Source organism: Maribellus sediminis (assembly GCF_011799805.1).
Lineage (GTDB): Bacteria > Bacteroidota > Bacteroidia > Bacteroidales > Prolixibacteraceae > Draconibacterium > Draconibacterium sediminis_A.
The window spans coordinates 351,268-369,457 of the sequence record NZ_WXUB01000003.1 but is presented as its reverse complement, the minus strand read 5'-3'; the positions used below and the strand labels follow the sequence as shown (position 1 = coordinate 369,457).

Annotated in this window: 15 protein-coding genes; 11 read left to right on the top strand and 4 right to left on the bottom strand. The window is 42.3% G+C overall.

The features are described from left to right. Nucleotides 1-22: 22 nt before the first annotated feature. Together HFD85_RS13465 and HFD85_RS13460 are read left to right on the top strand one after the other, a co-directional pair. The gene (locus HFD85_RS13465; protein WP_167610628.1) at nt 23-715 is read left to right on the top strand and encodes an aspartate/glutamate racemase family protein; all 693 of its coding nucleotides are present in this window, start codon (nt 23-25) and stop codon (nt 713-715) included. A 26-nt stretch (nt 716-741) separates the two neighbouring features. Next, nucleotides 742-1,260 (top strand): nitroreductase family protein, encoded by a 519-nt coding sequence (locus HFD85_RS13460; RefSeq protein WP_167610625.1) that lies wholly within the window; start codon nt 742-744, stop codon nt 1,258-1,260. Nucleotides 1,261-1,348: 88 nt separating this feature from the next. Here HFD85_RS13460 and HFD85_RS13455 read toward each other — a convergent pair whose 3' ends face one another. Beyond that, nucleotides 1,349-3,724 (bottom strand): transglycosylase domain-containing protein, encoded by a 2,376-nt coding sequence (locus HFD85_RS13455; protein WP_167610622.1) that lies wholly within the window; start codon nt 3,722-3,724, stop codon nt 1,349-1,351. A 214-nt stretch (nt 3,725-3,938) separates the two neighbouring features. On the opposite strand from HFD85_RS13455, the gene topA reads away from it, so the two are divergent. The 8 genes from topA (at nt 3,939) to porK (HFD85_RS13415) (ending at nt 14,888) form a co-directional block, all read left to right on the top strand. Then, the gene (topA, locus tag HFD85_RS13450) at nt 3,939-6,275 is read left to right on the top strand and encodes a type I DNA topoisomerase (RefSeq protein ID WP_167610619.1); all 2,337 of its coding nucleotides are present in this window, start codon (nt 3,939-3,941) and stop codon (nt 6,273-6,275) included. 51 nt (nt 6,276-6,326) lie between these two features. Beyond that, nucleotides 6,327-7,478, top strand: coding sequence for an arginase family protein (locus HFD85_RS13445; RefSeq protein ID WP_167610616.1), 1,152 nt, complete (start codon nt 6,327-6,329; stop codon nt 7,476-7,478). 115 nt (nt 7,479-7,593) lie between these two features. Next, nucleotides 7,594-8,553 (top strand): PorP/SprF family type IX secretion system membrane protein, encoded by a 960-nt coding sequence (locus HFD85_RS13440; RefSeq protein WP_277345456.1) that lies wholly within the window; start codon nt 7,594-7,596, stop codon nt 8,551-8,553. Between the two features lie 106 nt (nt 8,554-8,659). Further along, nucleotides 8,660-10,006 (top strand): T9SS ring complex lipoprotein PorK/GldK, encoded by a 1,347-nt coding sequence (porK, locus tag HFD85_RS13435; protein WP_167610610.1) that lies wholly within the window; start codon nt 8,660-8,662, stop codon nt 10,004-10,006. Nucleotides 10,007-10,084: 78 nt separating this feature from the next. After that, a complete protein-coding gene (gene porL, locus HFD85_RS13430; RefSeq protein ID WP_167610605.1) occupies nt 10,085-10,939 on the top strand; it encodes a type IX secretion system motor protein PorL/GldL in 855 nt (284 codons plus the stop codon). Between the two features lie 19 nt (nt 10,940-10,958). After that, a complete protein-coding gene (porM, locus tag HFD85_RS13425) occupies nt 10,959-12,569 on the top strand; it encodes a type IX secretion system motor protein PorM/GldM (RefSeq protein ID WP_277345455.1) in 1,611 nt (536 codons plus the stop codon). Nucleotides 12,570-12,575: 6 nt separating this feature from the next. Next, nucleotides 12,576-13,424, top strand: coding sequence for a type IX secretion system ring subunit PorN/GldN (gene porN, locus HFD85_RS13420; protein WP_167610600.1), 849 nt, complete (start codon nt 12,576-12,578; stop codon nt 13,422-13,424). A gap of 108 nt (nt 13,425-13,532) precedes the next feature. Next, nucleotides 13,533-14,888, top strand: a complete 1,356-nt coding sequence (gene porK / locus HFD85_RS13415; protein ID WP_167610597.1) for a T9SS ring complex lipoprotein PorK/GldK — start codon at nt 13,533-13,535, stop codon at nt 14,886-14,888. A 9-nt stretch (nt 14,889-14,897) separates the two neighbouring features. On the opposite strand, the gene HFD85_RS13410 is transcribed toward porK (HFD85_RS13415), so the two are convergent. Together HFD85_RS13410 and nikR are read right to left on the bottom strand one after the other, a co-directional pair. Beyond that, nucleotides 14,898-16,745 carry a TonB-dependent receptor plug domain-containing protein gene (locus tag HFD85_RS13410; protein ID WP_167610594.1) on the bottom strand — a complete coding sequence of 616 codons (1,848 nt, stop codon included), beginning with the start codon at nt 16,743-16,745 and terminating at the stop codon, nt 14,898-14,900. A 53-nt stretch (nt 16,746-16,798) separates the two neighbouring features. Further along, nucleotides 16,799-17,200: a nickel-responsive transcriptional regulator NikR gene (nikR, locus tag HFD85_RS13405; RefSeq protein ID WP_167610591.1), complete on the bottom strand. Its 402-nt coding sequence runs from the start codon at nt 17,198-17,200 to the stop codon at nt 16,799-16,801. 161 nt (nt 17,201-17,361) lie between these two features. Between nikR and HFD85_RS13400 the strand changes: the two genes are divergently transcribed. Beyond that, nucleotides 17,362-17,766, top strand: coding sequence for an OsmC family protein (locus tag HFD85_RS13400; protein ID WP_167610588.1), 405 nt, complete (start codon nt 17,362-17,364; stop codon nt 17,764-17,766). A gap of 1 nt (nt 17,767) precedes the next feature. Here HFD85_RS13400 and HFD85_RS13395 read toward each other — a convergent pair whose 3' ends face one another. Beyond that, complete coding sequence (locus HFD85_RS13395; protein WP_167610585.1) at nt 17,768-18,187, bottom strand: T9SS type A sorting domain-containing protein; 420 nt, start codon at nt 18,185-18,187, stop codon at nt 17,768-17,770. Nucleotides 18,188-18,190: the final 3 nt, after the last annotated feature.

Genomic DNA, 18,190 nt, shown 5'->3' with positions numbered 1-18,190 from the left:
TTACACGCTAAAAGCCAAATCGATGAAGAAAATCGGACTGATCGGTGGAATGAGCTGGGAATCGACCCAGGTGTATTATCGGATAATTAACAGGAAAGTGAATGAAAAGCTGGGTGGTTATCATTCGGCTAAGTGTGTTCTCGAGTCGGTTGACTTTGCTGAGATCGAAGAATTTCAGCACAGGGACGACTGGAATTCACTAACAGAAGCAATGGTGGAAGCTGCGCGAAATCTTGAAAAAGCAGGTGCTGAATTTATTGTATTATGCACCAACACCATGCATTTATGTAGCCGGGAGATCACGCAAAATACCAACATCCCGTTTCTTCATATCGCCGCAGCTGCCGGACGGGCGATTCAGCAACAGAACATTAAAAAGGTATTATTGCTTGGTACCCGTTTCACCATGGAAATGGATTTCTACAAGCGTATTCTCGATCAGAATTTCGGGATTGAAACGTTGATTCCTGATAAACAGGACCGGGAAACCGTGCACCGGATTATTTATGATGAGCTTGTAAAAGGAAACATAAAAACAGAATCAAAACAGGCGTACCGGGCAATTATTGACAAAGCGGTAAAAGCAGGAGCGGAGGGAGTGATTCTCGGATGCACCGAGATACCGCTGTTAATTCAAAGTGGTGATGTGAATGTTCCTGTATTTGATACTACGCGGATTCATGCCGAAATGGCCGTTGAATTTGCGCTGAAGTAAGTTTTACTAATTATGAATCAACTATTATGATCGAACTTTTACGCCAACGCAGAAGTATCCGGAAATATACTTCGCAGAAGATTGAAGTTGAAAAACTGGAAATTCTGAAGGAAGCTGCTTTACGTTCTCCCTCTTCAAAGAACATAAATCCATGGGAATTTTTATTTGTGGATGATCCGGAACTGATTGCTGACCTGAAAAAGTGTAAGCCGCACGGTGTAATGCCACTTTCAACTTCACCCCTGGCAATAGTTGTTTGTGCCGATGAAACTAAAAACGATGTGTGGGTGGAAGACTGTTCCATTGCAACTATTCTTTTACAATTAACCGCTCAGTCTTTAGGACTAGGAAGCTGTTGGATACAAATCAGAAAGCGCATGCATTCGGAAGAAATTTCAGCCGAAAAATACATTCAGGATTTACTTGATATTCCTGAAAATTTCAGGATTTTGAGTATTGTAACGGTTGGTTATCCCGAACAGACAAGAACCGGAAAACCTTTCGAAGAATTGCAACTCGAAAAGATACGCGAGAATAAGTTTTAGAATTGGCTTAAACCCGGAATCTTTTCCAAAGTTCCGAACTTTGGAAAAGTTAAAAGCTCACTACTCAAGGCTCGTAGCCCAAAGCTCACTAGAAAAACTCATCAAATTCAGCCGGACTTTTTGTTTTGTTTGAATCGTCGCAATCGAGGTTGATATTGAAATTAGCGGGTTTTTTAAACTGCATATCCTCTTCCTTTATTCCCAATGATTCATCGGCCAGAACTTTCTTGTAAAAATAACCCCAGATGGGTAATGCCATGTTAGCTCCCTGTCCGGCTCCAATGGATTTAAAGTGGATGCTTCGGAGGTCGGCTCCTGTCCATACTCCGGCAGTTAATTTTGGTGTGATACCGATAAACCAACCATCGGAATGGTTTTGCGTAGTTCCTGTTTTTCCGGCAATTGGCATCGAGAAATCTCCATATTCCTTCGTTACCCTTTCGCGCCACAGATTCGTGGAACGCAAACGAATACCGGTGCCTTCATCAATAACTCCCTGAAGCAAATTCAGCATTAGGTAGGCGGTTTGTGCATCGATGGCCTCGTGGCGTTCAGGATAAAAGCGGGCAATTACATTACCAAAACGGTCTTCAATGCGTGTAACAAAATAGGGTTTGGTATAAACGCCAAGGTTGGCATAGGTATTAAATGCCCCAACCATTTCGTACAAGGTTACATCCGAAACCCCGAGGAACATCGAATTCACCGGATCAATCGGACTAACAATGCCCAAACGTTTCATCACTTCAACCACCGCTGCCGGATTGTATTGTTTTAGTACCCAGGCTGAAATTCGGTTTTTTGAGTTGGCCAGTCCCCATTTCAGGGTCACCATTTGCCCGTCCTTTTCCTCGTCAACGTCCGAATCTTTTGGTTCGTAAATCGAACCATCGGGCTGAATAAATTGCTGACTGACATAAGGCACTTTTGTACAAGGAGTAAGTCCGTTTTGCATAGCCAGCGTGTAAAGAAATGGTTTCACAGTAGAACCCACCTGACGTTTACCGTCTTTTACCATATCGTACATAAAGTACTGGTAGTTGGGACCACCCACATAGGCTTTTACCTTGCCGCTTTCGGTATCAACCGCCATAAACGACGAACGGAAATAACGCAGGTAGTATTTTATCGAATCCATCGGAGTCATGGTGGTATCAACCTCTCCTTTCCAGGAGAACACGGTCATTTCGGCCGGTTCGTTAAAACGCTGCTTTATCTGCTCAAAACTTTTACCCGACTGGCGCATTACTCGATAGCGTTCACTTTTGCGGATCTCGCGGTCGAGTAAATCATCCACTTCTGTTGCACTCATGTTATTGGCAAAAGGCGGATTATTCAGGTTGCTAATATTATCATCGAACAGTGGCTGCAGATCGTAGCGCAGGTGTTGTTCAACTGCTTCAACCGCGTACTTTTGCATGCGCGAATCAAGTGTGGTATAAATTTTAAGCCCGTCGGTGTAAATGTTGTAATTCTCACCGTTTGGTTTTTTGTTTTTGTTGCACCAGCCAAACAAGGGATTGCTTTCCCATTCCGCCAGGTCCTCAATGTATTTCTGACCTTGCCACGACGCATAATTTTCACGTTCAGGTTTTTCTGCCGACAAAGTTAGTCGCAGGTACTCCCTGAAATAAGGAGCCGGGCCAAGTTTGTAATCTACTTTATTGTAATCTAAGTCGAGTGGCAGCTGTTTTGCTGAATCGCTTTCGGCTTTAGTGATATAGCCGTATTTCTGCATCTGCGAAAGCACCACGTTGCGGCGTTTTAGAACCAGTTCGGGGCGTCGCACCGGGTTATACAGCGACGAGTTTTTGGCCATACCCACCAACATGGCAGCCTGGTGAAGTTTTAACGAATCAGGAGGAATACTAAAATAAACGTTGGCTGCCGATTTAATACCAACTGCGTTGTTCAGGTAGTCGTATTTATTCAAATACATCAAAACGATTTCTTCCTTGGTGTAACTGCGTTCGAGTTTAACGGCAATCACCCACTCTTTGAATTTTCGCAGCACCAGGTCGAATTTGCTTTCTACCCCGGTTCTCGGGAAAAGCATTTTTGCCAGCTGCTGACTCAGGGTACTTCCTCCTCCCGAACTCGAATCTCCGGTTACGATACCTTTGGCAACTCGCACCAATCCACGTAAATCGATTCCCGAATGTTTGTAGAAACGCACATCTTCGGTTGCAACCAGTGCATCAATCAAATGAGGTGGCAAATTATCATAGTCGACAAAGGTGCGGTTTTCGCTCACGAAATATTTGTCGATGATTTTTCCATCTTCAAAATAAATCTCTGAAGCCAGTATGTTTTTAGGGTTTTCGAGCTCCTCGAAGCTTGGCATAAATCCCAGTTTCCCGTTGGCAATCAGAATGAAAAGCAAAGTAATGCCACCGGCAAACAAAACAAATAACGACCAAAATGCGAGCAGGTAAATTTTAAAATTCGAACTTTTTTCCCCCATGGATTTCGCTGATTATAATAGGACAACAAATATATACGATATTACTTTTGCAGCACTGTTTTAACGTCCTGAACGGCAATAATATTTTAGATTTTTAAAAATAAAATCATCATTTTCAAAGAAATAGAAATATAAAAATAGCTGTGCAAATTTTGAACTTAGCGATTGAAATGCTTTAATTTGCAGAAATTTTTTTGAACGGATTAGAAAAAGTATGCAGAAAAACCTGGTAATAGTCGAGTCTCCCGCAAAGGCCAAAACCATCGAAAGATTTCTTGGAGATGGATATTTGGTAACCTCAAGCATGGGCCATGTGAGAGACCTGGAGAAGAAGGATTTCGGAATTGACATTGAAAAGAATTTTAAGCCCAAATACATTGTTACCCCGGATAAGCGAAAAATAGTTACTGAACTGAAGAAACTGGCAAAGGACGCCGAAATGGTCTGGCTCGCTTCCGATGAAGACCGCGAGGGAGAAGCCATTGCCTGGCACCTGAAAGAGGTGTTAAAGTTGAATCCGGAGAAGACAAAACGCATTGTCTTTCACGAGATCACCAAGGATGCTATTACCAACGCCATAAAAAATCCGCGAAGTATCGACGATCATTTGGTTGATGCACAACAAGCTCGTCGTGTACTCGACCGTATTGTGGGTTTCGAAGTTTCACCGGTGTTGTGGAAAAAGGTAAAACCATCACTCTCGGCCGGAAGGGTGCAGTCGGTAGCTGTGCGTTTAATTGTTGAACGCGAACGTGAAATCCGCGATTTTACCAGCGAATCGGCTTTTCGGGTGATTGCTGTGTTCCTGGTGCCTGATGAAAATGGTAATCAGGTTGAATTAAAAGCTGAACTTTCGAAACGTTTTAAAACCCGCGACGAAGCCAACGCTTTTCTTGAAAAATGCAAAACAGCAGGATACACGGTTAGCGATGTGGCGAAAAAGCCGGGAAAACGCACGCCTGCTCAACCATTTACAACATCTACGCTTCAGCAGGAAGCCAGCCGTAAACTGGGTTTCTCGGTTTCACAGACGATGGCTGTTGCTCAGCGTTTGTACGAAAGTGGAAAGATCACGTACATGCGTACCGACTCGGTGAACCTTTCGAACCTGGCCATTAATACTTCAAAACAGAAAATTGAAGAATTGCACGGCGAGAATTATGTGAAAGTTCGTCGATTCAAAACCAAGTCGAAAGGAGCTCAGGAGGCACACGAAGCCATTCGTCCTACTTATATGGAGAACGAAACGGTTGATGGTTCGGCGCAGGAACAGCGTTTGTACGAATTGATCTGGAAACGTACCATCGCATCGCAAATGGCTGATGCCATTATGGAAAAAACTACGGTTACTATCGATATTTCAAATACCAGTGAAAAATTTATCGCCAGCGGAGAAGTAATCGTTTTTGATGGATTCCTGCGTGTTTATATTGAATCGACCGATGATGATAACTCTGCAAACGGAAACGGACAAAGTATCATTCCGCCATTACGCGCGAAAGATGAACTCCGCTTATCATCCATTTTGGCAACTGAGCGTTTTACGCAGCGACCGGCGCGTTACACAGAAGCTTCGTTGGTAAAACGACTCGAAGAACTGGGAATCGGACGTCCGTCAACTTATGCACCAACCATTACTACGGTTCAAAACCGAAATTATGTGGTAAAAGAAGATCGCCCCGGAGTGGAACGCGATTACCAGGTGCTGGAGTTGAAAAAAGGAGAAATTAAGGAAGAAGTTAAAACTGAAATAACCGGAGCAGAAAAAAACAAGCTGTTCCCAACCGATATCGGCATTGTGGTAAATGATTTCCTGATCGACAATTTTGAGCAGATCATGGATTACAACTTTACTGCCGATGTTGAAAAGCAATTTGACCAGATAGCTGACGGCAAGAAGGTGTGGAACGAAGTGATCGACAAGTTCTACCAGCCGTTCCACAAACGTGTGGAAGATGCTACTCAGAATGCAGAGCGCTCGAAAGGTGAGCGTATTTTAGGTGTCGATCCGAAAACTGGAAAACAGGTTTCGGTGAAGATCGGTCGTTTTGGGCCATTAGCTCAACTTGGCGAGGCTTCAACTGAAGAAGATGCCGAAAAACCTACGTTTTCAAGTTTGCGTTCTGGTCAGCATCTGGAAACTATTACACTGGAGGAAGCTTTGGATCTGTTCAAACTTCCACGTGAATTAGGTGAATACGAAAGCAAAAAAGTTACCGTTGCCATTGGTCGTTTCGGGCCATATGTGAGGCACGATAACAAGTTTGTTTCGCTTGGTAAAGAAGATGATCCTTATTCGGTAGAACTCGACCGCGCCATTGAATTGATTGAAGCCAAGCGCGAGAAAGACCGAAATTCCATAGTGAAGGTGTTTAAAGAAGATGCTGATCTACAGGTATTAAACGGAAGATGGGGGCCATACATCAAATATAAAAAGAAGAACTTTAAGATTCCGAAGTCATCTAAAGCTGAGGAACTTAGTTTCGAGGATTGTATGAAGATCATAGAAAGCGGTCCCGCTCCAAAAGCGAAAAGAACAAGAAAAAAATAAATTATAAGGGCAGATGATTCCATCATTTGCCCTTATTTTTAGGCAAAAAATATGGACCTGACTGAATACTTTGATGCGGTTGATTTTGAGGTGCTGAATAAAAACACGCGTTTAAGCCCGAACCATTCTTTTGGTACTGTCCTTGAAAAAAATACACTGGCTTGTTCAGGATCGAATCTGGGTAAGGCCGATATTGCAATTGTTGGAGTACCATTCGAAACGAAAGATAACGAGCTTGTGGCTAGTTCTGTTCCTGATGCTATCAGAAAGGAATTGTATCAACTGGCCGCACCGGGTAAAATAAAAGTAATCGACCTGGGAAACCTGAAACAGGCACAAACTCTCAAAGGCAATTACTACGCTTTACGCGATATCACCGATTATTTAGCCGAGTTGAATGTGACCGTCCTGGTGCTGGGTGGTAGCGAGGATTTTGCCTACGGAATCTGTCAGGCCTTTCGGGGAAATCAGTTTTTTACCTTTTCGGCAGTAGATGCGTTTCTGGATGTTCGGAAAGGAAAAGAAGCTTATGATAATCAAAACTACCTGTCGCGAATTTTTACCAAACAGCCCGATATTTTTCAGTTTAGTCTTGTGGGTTACCAGCGTCATCATGTCCCGGCTGCATTGTTTGAAAAAACAAAGGGAGTTGGCGAACATCTTAGTTTAGGAGCTTTAAAAGACAGCATCGTTCTGGCAGAACCGATCTTTCGAAACAGCGATTTTGTTGCCGTTGATTTCGGAACACTGAAGCATTCGGAAGTAAAAGGAAAGCGAAAATTGCCTAACGGGCTGGGAGGAGAAGAGATCTGCCAGCTGGCCAAATATGCCGGATTAAGCCGCCGCCTAAAAACTTTTGCCTTATTCGAGGTGAATGATGATAAAGCCGCTGACGGATTGAATGTGGCGCTGGCAGCGGAAAGCGCCTGGTACTTTATCGAAGGTGTTTTACAGCGGAGTCACGCTGACCCTCAAGTTGAGGAACACTTTGTTGTTCATAAAGTTGAAATCTGGCAGGTGGAAACACCGCTGGTTTTTTATGAAGATAATACAACCGGGCAATGGTGGCTTCGGTTGCAAACAATGGGAAACAGCTTTGTTTTTCTGGCTTGTTCCGAACAGGATTATCTGGAGGCATCGCACAACGAAATCCCGGAAATTTATCTCAAATATGTTCAAAAAATCGACGAATTATTAAAATAATACCCAGTAATAAGCGTTCTTTGCATACCTTGTTAACAGAAGGTTGTTACAAACAACATTTTTTTTATTTCTTTATCAGGGTTAGAATTGGCTAAATTGCACATGAAAGAATAGTATGAGGAAAAGTGTTTCTTTTCTATATTTTTTAATGTTCGTTAATATCGCGGTACTTGGTCAGCAAGACCCTCAATATACCAACAATATGTTTTATAAGTTGGGGGTGAATCCGGGTTATGCCGGCGCAGAGGATGCAATTAACGGACTGCTTTTAAATCGTTACCAGTGGGTTGGATATGGAGGAGGAGAACCAAAGACATTGGTTTTTAGCGTTGATGCCGCTATAAATGCATTTGGAGCACCTGGTGGATTAGGAATTAATATTGTGAGCGACCAGTACGGATATTACGACAACATGTGGATCAACCTTGATTATTCATATAAGGTTGAAACCCGTTTCGGAACACTCGGAATCGGAGTCTCTCCCGGTGTTTATAATTTCAATATTAATCCTGATAAAGGCTGGACTTCACCTGATGATGTGTTGAATAATTCAGAAGGAGGAACAGGTGACAACCTCATCCCGCAGCAGGAATCGAGTCAGCTAACCTTTGATGTAGGATTGGGAGCCTACCTGTACACCAATAAATACTATTTAGGTGTTTCAGGAACTCACCTTAATCAGGGGGAAGTGAAGTATGATGATCTGGCAGTTGATTTTTTGGTAAGGCACGTTTATTTAATGGGAGGTTACAATATATCGCTGACAGATCCGTTATTTGAGTTGCGGCCCTCTTTTCTGTTGAAGTCTGATCTGGCCTCGTGGCAGATCGATTTGAACACAAATGTGGTGTATAACGATAAATTCTGGGCAGGTTTGAGTTACCGTGTTCAGGATGCCGTTTCCCTGTTAATGGGAGTTGAATTGATAAATGGATTACGAATTGGCTATTCTTTCGACCTGGTTACATCGGCGCTCGGAAATAATGGCCGGACCTCACAGGAGTTTTTTGTGAGTTATTCCATTGATTTGGAGCGAAGTCGTAATCAAAAGTATAAGAGTATTAGGTTTTTGTAAAAACAATGAAATAAACCTGGCGTTTGGATTAAACATTAATATTTTATTATTTTATTGGCATAATGTTTTTTACAAAAGCAGACCCACGATCGTAAAAAGAAGAACTATGAAAAAACTACTATTAATTGCAGTTGTATTCACTCTGGTAATCAGTCTATCCGGATGTTTTGGAGGAGGACAAGGAGGAAACGGAGAGCTGGTTGGAGTACAAAAAAGGCAGCGATTCAGAGAAACGCAACCTTACGGAATGGTCTACATCCGCAGGGGGAGTTTTAATATCGGGCCGAGCGATCAGGACGCAAGTAGAGCTGGAATTCCTACCAAAACAGTATCACAGGAGCCTTTCTGGATGGATGATACTGAAATCACCAATAACGAATACCGCCAGTTTGTGCACTGGGTGCGCGAGAAAATGGCTCGTGAAATGTTAGGAGAACAATATCCGGAATTTTTGATTACCGAAGATCGTGATGGAAATCCGATCGATCCTCCGCAAATTAACTGGAAAGAAAAAATCGATTGGGAAGATCCGGATTATCAAATGGCCATGGAAGATCTTTATATTCCGGAAAACGAAAGATTTTTTGGCAAAAAAGAATTTGATGCCCGTAAACTGGTTTACGAATATTGGTGGGTCGACCTGAACCAGGCAGCAAAACGCAGCAATTCATACAATTACGAAACACAACGTTACGAAGGTAATGTTTACAATATTGACGGTAATCTCGTACCGATCGAGAACCGTTCTTCTTTTGTGATGCGCGACCAGGTGCATGTTTATCCCGATACACTATGTTGGATCAGGGATTTTACGTATTCATACAACGAGCCTCTCGCTATGAAGTATTTCTCTCATCCGGGATTCGATGAATACCCGGTTGTTGGAGTAACCTGGAAACAGGTGAATGCTTTCTGTAACTGGCGTACCAAATTTCAAACCGATTTTCTTGAAGAAAGAGGAGAGCCAACTCTGATGGAATACCGTTTGCCTACCGAAGTTGAGTGGGAGTATGCTGCCAGAGGTGGAAAAGAATTCTCGATGTATCCGTGGGGAGGTTACTACCCACGCGATGACAAAGGAGTATTCCTGGCCAACTTTAAACCACTTCGTGGTAATTATGTAGAAGATGGTGCTATTGCAACCATGAAAGTTGGTAGTTACGATCCGAATGAATACGGTCTTTACGATATGTCGGGTAACGTAGCTGAGTGGACCAGTACTGCTTACGATGAAGCCGGTTACAACTACTTCAGCGACCTGAACCCAACATTTACTTACAATGCAAGAAAAGACGACCCTCCGGTAATGAAACGTAAAGTGATCAGAGGAGGTTCGTGGAAAGATATTTCGCAATTTACACAGGTTTCAACCCGTACTTACGAATATCAGGATACCACCAAGTCGTACATCGGTTTCCGTTGTGTGCGTTCAACCTTTGGTGAAGAATTTTAGAACAAAAATGTAATAACTTTATACCATTCCATTATGAACCTCGGAGAACTCTTTAAAACTAAACGCTGGAAAACTTTCATGGGTTACGTATATGGCTGGGGAGCCTCAGTCGTACTTATCGGAGCCTTGTTTAAACTCGAACACTGGCAGTATTCCGGCCTGTTGCTTACCATTGGTTTATCCACGGAAGCACTGATCTTCTTTCTCTCTGCTTTTGAACCATCGGTTGATATACCGGATTGGGGAAAAGTATACCCTGAACTAAGGGAAGATTACGAACTGGCAGAACTGGAAGATCTCAAGCCTAAAAAAGGACTCGACCAGTTGCTGGGAGGATCTGAACTTACACCTGAACTTCTCGATAAAGTTGGTAAAGGTTTAAACGAGTTGAGTAATACTGCGCGTGGAATCAGTGATATTTCATCGGCCACACTCGCCACCGATATGTATGTTAAAAACCTGGGATCGGCTTCTGAATCGATGAGTACTTTTGCTCAAATAAATTCGAAAGCAAACGAATCGATCGACAAGTCGGTTTCTGTATTGCTCAATTCCTATTCCGATGCTGCTACGCATCTTACACAGACCGGTTCGAAACTATCGGAAACATACAATAAGTCGAACGAAATAATTTCTGAGGGACTAAATAACATTGGAAATAGTTCGAAGGCGTATGCCATGAATATCGAAAAGCTCAATAAGAGTATGGATTCGCTGAATTCGACTTTCGAGAGCCAGCTGGCGGATACCAAAGCACAGTTTAGTGCCAGTCAAAAGTTCAATAAGGACATGTCTGAGATGAATTCGATATTGACATCATCGGTTGAAGAGTTGAAGAAATATAAGGAAAACGCAGAGCAACTGAATAAGAATCTCGAAGCCCTAAATACCATTTATGGTAATATGTTGGGTGCTATGAGTTATAAAAAATAAAATCCTGAAGAATTAGCATATGGGTTCAAAGAATTGCCCGGAAACCCCGAGGCAAAAAATGATAAACATGATGTACATCGTCCTCACGGCGTTGTTGGCGTTAAACGTTGCTGCTGAGGTGCTGGAGTCATTCAGGGTTGTTAATTCAAGCCTTCTGCAGACCCTCGATGCTGTAGAAATGCAAAATGCTCAGATGTACTTGTCTTTCGATCAGGCGTATGCCGAAAATCCAACCAAGGTAAAAGACTGGAAGGAAAAGGCGGATGCAGTGAAACAACAATCGAAAGAAATGGTTGACTATGTTTCAACTTTGAAAGATGAGTTAGTAAAGTATTCAGGAAGTAAACCTGTTAACGGCGATAATGAACTAACTGCTGAAGATTATTCGCACGTTACCATTGAAGGTGATACGCTTGAAATTGGTAAGGTTGATGACCTGAATGGTCCCTCCGAATTTCTGATCACACAAGCTCGGGCAAGTGAACTGAAGCAAAAGATTGAAGCATACAGAGCATTCTTGATTGAGACGCTCGGTGATGACAATGAAGAATTAAAAAGCACGATTCTGAGTGAGTTAAAAACTGCTGATCCAAAAGGTAACCTGAAATCCGGCAAAGAAAAAATGTCCTGGGAATCCGAGCATTTCGAAAATAAACCTTTGATAGCGGTATTAACACTTCTATCAAAAATTCAGATTGATGTTAAAAACTCGGAATCGAACGTGGTAAAATATCTTTATGCCGAAATCGATGCCGGCTCATTCAAATTCAACCGTTTAGGGGCTATGGTTTTGCCAAACTCCAATGTTGTACTGATGGGCGATGAATACAAAGCTGATGTAATTCTGGCAGCTGAAGATACTACACAGGCTCCTGAAATTATTATCAACGGTCGTTCGGCAGAAGTTAAAGACGGAAAAGCAACCTACCTTGGAGCTACTGATAAAGCCGGAACCTTTAAATGGAGCGGTTTGATCAAATACAAAACTCCGGGAGGAATTATTAAGAGCTATCCTTTTGAAGAAGAATACCAGGTTGTTCAACCTAACGTTACCATGTCGGCCACTAAAATGAATGTGTTCTACAAAGGTTTAAAGAATCCATTCGAAGTAAGTGGTGGTGCGATTCCTAGTGAAAATCTTTCTGTTACCATGACAAATGGTAAAATAACAAGAAGTGGTACCGATTATCTGATTGAGCCTGAAGAACTGGACGAACAAGGACGAAAAACCAAGGTAACGGTTTATGCCGACATTAATGGCGAACGCCGATTGATTGGTACAACAAACTGGCGTGTTAAAAAGGTGCCGGATCCTGTAGCTCAAGTAGCTCAATCATCAGGTGGAAATATTCGTAAAGAAGTATTGGCTATTCAGGATGGGGTAGCAGCAGTGCTTAAAGATTTCGACTTTGAATTTAAGTACACCGTTACCGAATTTACACTTGAAACTCCGGGAGCAGGCGGTTTTACCAACCGTTATCCTGCAAGAGGAAACCGCTTTACGCAAGAACAGAAAACTGCATTAAGCAGGGTGAATGTCAATACCCGTATATATATTGGCGATATAAAAGCTGTTGGAGATGACGGGACCACAAGAGATCTCGACCCTATCACGTTTATGATAAAATAAGAAGTTATGAAGAAGTTACTTATTTATATTGGAGTTGTTGCACTTGTATTTAGTATGGGAAATAAGGCCGATGCTCAAATCGTTAACGGTGCATACAAGCAAAACGACATTTACGAGAAAAAACCAATGCCGCTGGTTTCGGTGCGGGAGGCAGATGTGTTCTGGTCGAAAAAGATCTGGCGCATTATTGATTTGCGCGAGAAAATGAATATTCCCTTGTATTATCCTACTCATGAGATGGAAGGTCGTATTAACCTGATTAATCTACTGTTGCAAGGTATCGAAAATGGACAGCTGACACCTTGGGATGCACAGGCTGATGACGACTTTAAAATTCCGATGAGCTATGCGCAGGTAAAAGAGCGTTTTGGAGCACAAGCTAGACCTCAGGAAAAAATCAATTTCGATACCGGTGAGCGTGAAATAGTTACCGTTCAGGGCGAAATTCGACCTAATGAAATTAAGCAGTACATGTTAAAAGAAGAATGGTATTTCGACAAACAAACCTCTGCACTACATGTACGCATTCTTGGTATTTGTCCTATCCGCGAATACATGCGCGAAGGAGATACTTCAGGGCAAGTACAACGTCAGAAGTTGTTTTGGGTATATTTCCCTGAAGCCCGACCTATTTTGGCTACCAACCTGGCTCTGAATCCATACAACGATGCACGGCAACAAAGTTTTGATGATATTTTCATCAAAAGAATGTTTAACAGCTATATCATTAAGGAATCTAACATGTACAACAATCGTGATATAAGTGCCTATCTGATTGGGAAAAATGCCATGCTCGAATCGAAACAAATTGAAGACAAGATCTTCAACTTCGAACAAGATCTTTGGGAATATTAAACTACAATATGATAGTGTTAAGCCTTATGGGAACATAAGGCTTTTTTTTGAAACAATTTAAGTTATACCACTACGTTTTAATTACCGGAGTTTAGCCCGATTATTTGCATGAAAAGATGGATAACATACGTAATTGTAATTACAACATCGCTGTTGTTATCGTCGTGTGCAAAGGATACCCAAAACCAATACCTCACTCTGGGTAAGGGAACCGGGAAAAAGTACTTCGAACCAACTCCGTATGGCATGGTCTACATCGACCGGGGCTCGTTTAATATTGGAGCCAACGACGACGAATTGAAAGGTTATGCTCCAAATAAACGTGTTTCAACAGAAGCATTCTGGATTGATGATACGGAAATAACCAACAACGAGTACCGTCAGTTTGTATACTGGGTTCGCGACAAGAAAGCCCGGGAATTGCTGGGACAAACTTACACTGACTTTCTAATCACCGAAGACAATTATGGCAATCCGATCGATCCGCCGGAAATAAACTGGGACGAACGCATTGAATGGGGTGATCCTGAATACCAAAATGCCATGGAAGAACTTTATCTTCCTGAGCAGGATCGTTTCAATTTTAAAAAGTCGATTGATACGCGTAAACTGGTTTATGAATATTACTGGGTCGACTATCAGCAGGCTGCCAAACGAAGTAATGCCTACAATTATGAAACGCAACGCTACGAAGGAAATGTTGTAAATGAAAAAGGGGAACTTGTTCCTATTCAAAACCGCAGCTCTTTTTTAATGCGTGAGTCGGTACCTGTGTATCCGGATACTTTATGCTGGATCCGCGATTTTGCATATACATACAACGAACCGTTTACCATCAAATATTTTTCTCATCCTGCATTCGATGACTATCCCGTAGTGGGAGTTACCTGGAAACAAGCTAAGGCTTTCTGTGACTGGCGTACTGATCTGAAAGGTTTTGAAGTTGAACGTTTTAAAGAGGAACCACCACACGATTTCCGCTTGCCCACCGAAACGGAATGGGAAGTAGCTGCCCGAGGTGGGATGATGAACAACAAATACCCCTGGGGAAGTTATTATGCCCGAAATGTTAATGGTTGTTTTGTAGCCAACTTTAAGCCCAACCGTGGTAATTACGTGGCCGATAGTGAAACATCAACAACAACCATGAAAGTAGGTACCTTCGATCCGAATCCATACGGTGTTTACGATATGGCCGGTAATGTGGCCGAGTGGACTTCAACAGCATATTTTGAAGCCGGTTACGAAACTGTTCACGATATGAATCCTGAGATTCAATACAACGCTCGTCCTGATGATCCCGCAGTGATGAAAAGAAAGGTGATCAGAGGTGGCTCATGGAAAGATATCGCTTATTTTATTCAAACTTCTACCCGTACTTACGAATACCAGGATACTTCGAAATCGTATGTTGGTTTCCGTTGTGTTCGTACCTCATTCAGAAATGACCTTCAAGGGAAATAATTTTCAGTTTTAAAATGCAAGATTTAGCCCGGCAAATACCGTTGTTCCGGGCATGGTGTAATACCGGTTTACTTCGTAGCTCATATCAAGCAGATTTTCGCCGCTTACATACACTTTCAGGTTTTTAGTGAGCTGATACATTGCTTTTGCATTAAGCAGTGTATAACTCTCTTTATTCACAACCGGTGAAGGATCATTATCCAGGTTGGTAATTTGCTGGATATTGGCTGCCAACTGTAATTTCTTCAATCTATAAGTTGCATTCAGGTAGAAGTGATGCTCCGGTGTTGCAAACACAGGAGTCTTCATATCAATGTAACTGTATGTGGCTTCCAGCGACAAGCGTTTTGTAGGTTCAGCTTGTAAAGCAAGCTCAACACCTTTATTCGAAACTTCACCTGTATTTAAATAACCATTTGGTGGTCCCACATTCATAATCAAATTATCTCCATCAACATAAAATAGTGTTAGTTCTGCCTGAAGCAGCTGGTCAAAAAAAGTTTTGGAAATACCTATTTCGTAATTCCAGATGCTTTCAGGATCGAGGTTTGGATTTGGTCCCCACATAAACAGTTCACGCATGGTTGGACTCCTGAATCCTTTTGAAACATTTCCTTTCCACGTTGTTTGTTTGTTAAAGCCATAAGCAAAACCAAACGATGGTATCCAAATATCACCATAAGTACTGTGGCGCTGATAGCGCAATCCTGCGTTCAGTATCAATTTGCCTAATTCCTGTTGGGTAAAAGCATAAAGTCCTGTTTCGTTGAGTGTGGTATCGGCAAACTGAATTCCGTTTCCTTGCATGGCGAGGGTATTTTCTGCCAGCCCGCCATAATTCATAAAATCGAAACCGGTTGTTAAAGTATTTCCTTTAAACAGTTTGAAAGCTTCGTAAAGGTTTATTCCGTAGTTGTGATCTGTAGAATGGAAGCCATCGGTAATTTCATGTTCCCCAAAGTTGTAAAATAGCTTTAGAGCTCCTGATGCTTTTTCATATTCGTTTAGCAAGGTAAAAGCCCAGTAACCACGGGTGATGTCGATTTCCTGACCTGGCGTTGCATTCAAAGTGTCAGGGCCGGGATCGGCTGCGTCGAACACTGCCAGGCTGAAATCGGTTGATGCCGAAAGATGTTCGTTGAAATTGTAGCCCACCTTTAAATAACCATTGGTGATTTTAAAATCGGAATGTGGCCGGTGACCATCAGTTTGGTCGTGATTGACCGATGTAAAAACACTGAATTTATCCTTTTTAAATCCAACAGAGCCCATGTATTTTTGGGTGTTGTACGAACCATATGAAAGTCGTGCATTGCCATGCAAACCGTCCTTATTTTGTTTTCTGGTGATGATATTGATCACACCAGCCATGGCATTCGAACCGTACAAAATGGATGCTGGTCCGCGGATGACTTCAACGCGTTCAACATCCGAGGCAACGTACGAATCGGGCAGGGGGTGTCCCATAATTCCCATAAACTGCGGATGCCCGTCAATCAACATCAAAACTCCGGTAGTTGGATTTCCTCCAATACCGCGAATACTGATTTGTCCGGCAGAACCGGCTGCCACTCCAAATCCTGTTACACCACGTTCGGTTACAAATAATCCGGGTACACGTCCGTTCAGAATCGGTAAAATAGCTGATTCATCGGATGCCTCAATTTGAGCCCGGTTAACCACGGAAACCGCCATAGGAACGCTATTCCGGGTTACTCTTACCGGTGTTCCTGTCACTACAATTTCATCAATTTGAACGGTATCAGTGCTGATTGAAAATGTTTGTGCATCCAGTTTTTTGGCTCCAAAGATTAGCAGTAAAACTGCCAGTAGATGTGGGTAGATTTTATTTGTCATCGAGTTTTCGTGTTACTTTTTTAAGATTTAGTGTTACTTGTTAAGTAAAAAAATTAGCCGGCTTTACTCATTACCAGTTTTCCGTGTTGAATTCCTTTTATACTGATCAGTTTGTCAGAGATTTCAGTAAGGATCCTCGAAGGGCCTTTCACGGCTATAATTTCCATGTAATTAATCTCGTTTAGGTAAAACCCCTGAGAAGAGAGAACATACTCTTTGTAAGCAGAACTTATTTCGGAGGATCTTTTAAGTATTTCAGTTTTAGATTGCTCGAAAACCAGTACTACCGCACCGGCCACAATGTTGTCGCATTTCCATTTTTCTTCCACCATGTTTTTTTCAATCAGGTGACGAATGGCTTGCGAGCGGTTCGAAAAGCCGTTGTCGGAAACATAGTTATCCAGGGCTTTCAGCAACTCTTCATCTAAGGATACTCCAAAACGCGAAACCGACATGGTGTTACATTTTTCTAAGTTGGTAACACGAATATAGGAAAAACGGCATAGCTTTTTCTATTAATTAGTGGTTGAGCGCTAATTTAGAATTGCGATTTAAGTGTGAGCAGGTTATTTGTATGTTCCGGATTATTGTATATTTAGTTGAAAAAAGTAGAACTATGGCCACAATTGAAACCATTTATCTGGGTGACTTACGCACCGAAAATGAGCACCTGCAATCGGGTAACAAAGTAATTACCGATGCACCTGTCGACAACCGTGGGAAAGGCGAATTCTTTTCACCTACCGATCTGCTGGCTACCGCTTTGGGAAGTTGCATTATGACGATCATGGGAATAAAAGCACGCGATAATGACATTGATATTGAAGGCACAAAGGTAGAGGTGACTAAAATCATGGCATCCGATCCGCGACGTGTTGCTGAGGTAATCGTAGAGTTTCATTTCCCGAAGAAAAATTACTCCGAAGAAGAAAAGCAAATTGTTGAAAGTGTTGCCGGAACCAGCCCGGTTCCACTGAGCCTGCATCCTGATTTGATACAGACCATCAAGTTTAATTGGTAGCTCAATATTTAACCAATTTCTCCCGGTAAGTAGTTTTGTCGGTTTCCACTTTTATGAAGTACGTGCCGGAACTGAGATCGGTGATATCCAGTTTTTTACTGGAGCCGTCAAAAATCTTCATCAATCCACCGTCTGTCGAATAAATGGAACATCGTTGAATTTGTTCGAAATTGGACAGCGAGAGGTTCAATTCGCCTGTACCAGGATTGGGATAAATATGGAGTTCCCTTTTTTGTGTTTTTTCCGGAGCAGAAACAATCTGAGCTGTTTTGGAGATCAACCAGTAATCGGGATCCAATTCAATTTCAGCCACTTCAAATCCCGGGTTAACAGTAAATAACTGGTTGTCTTCCACGTGGTTTAATCTGAAATCGGCCGAAAGCGTACGATCTGAGTTGTACAAACGCACGGGCACCGGCATCTC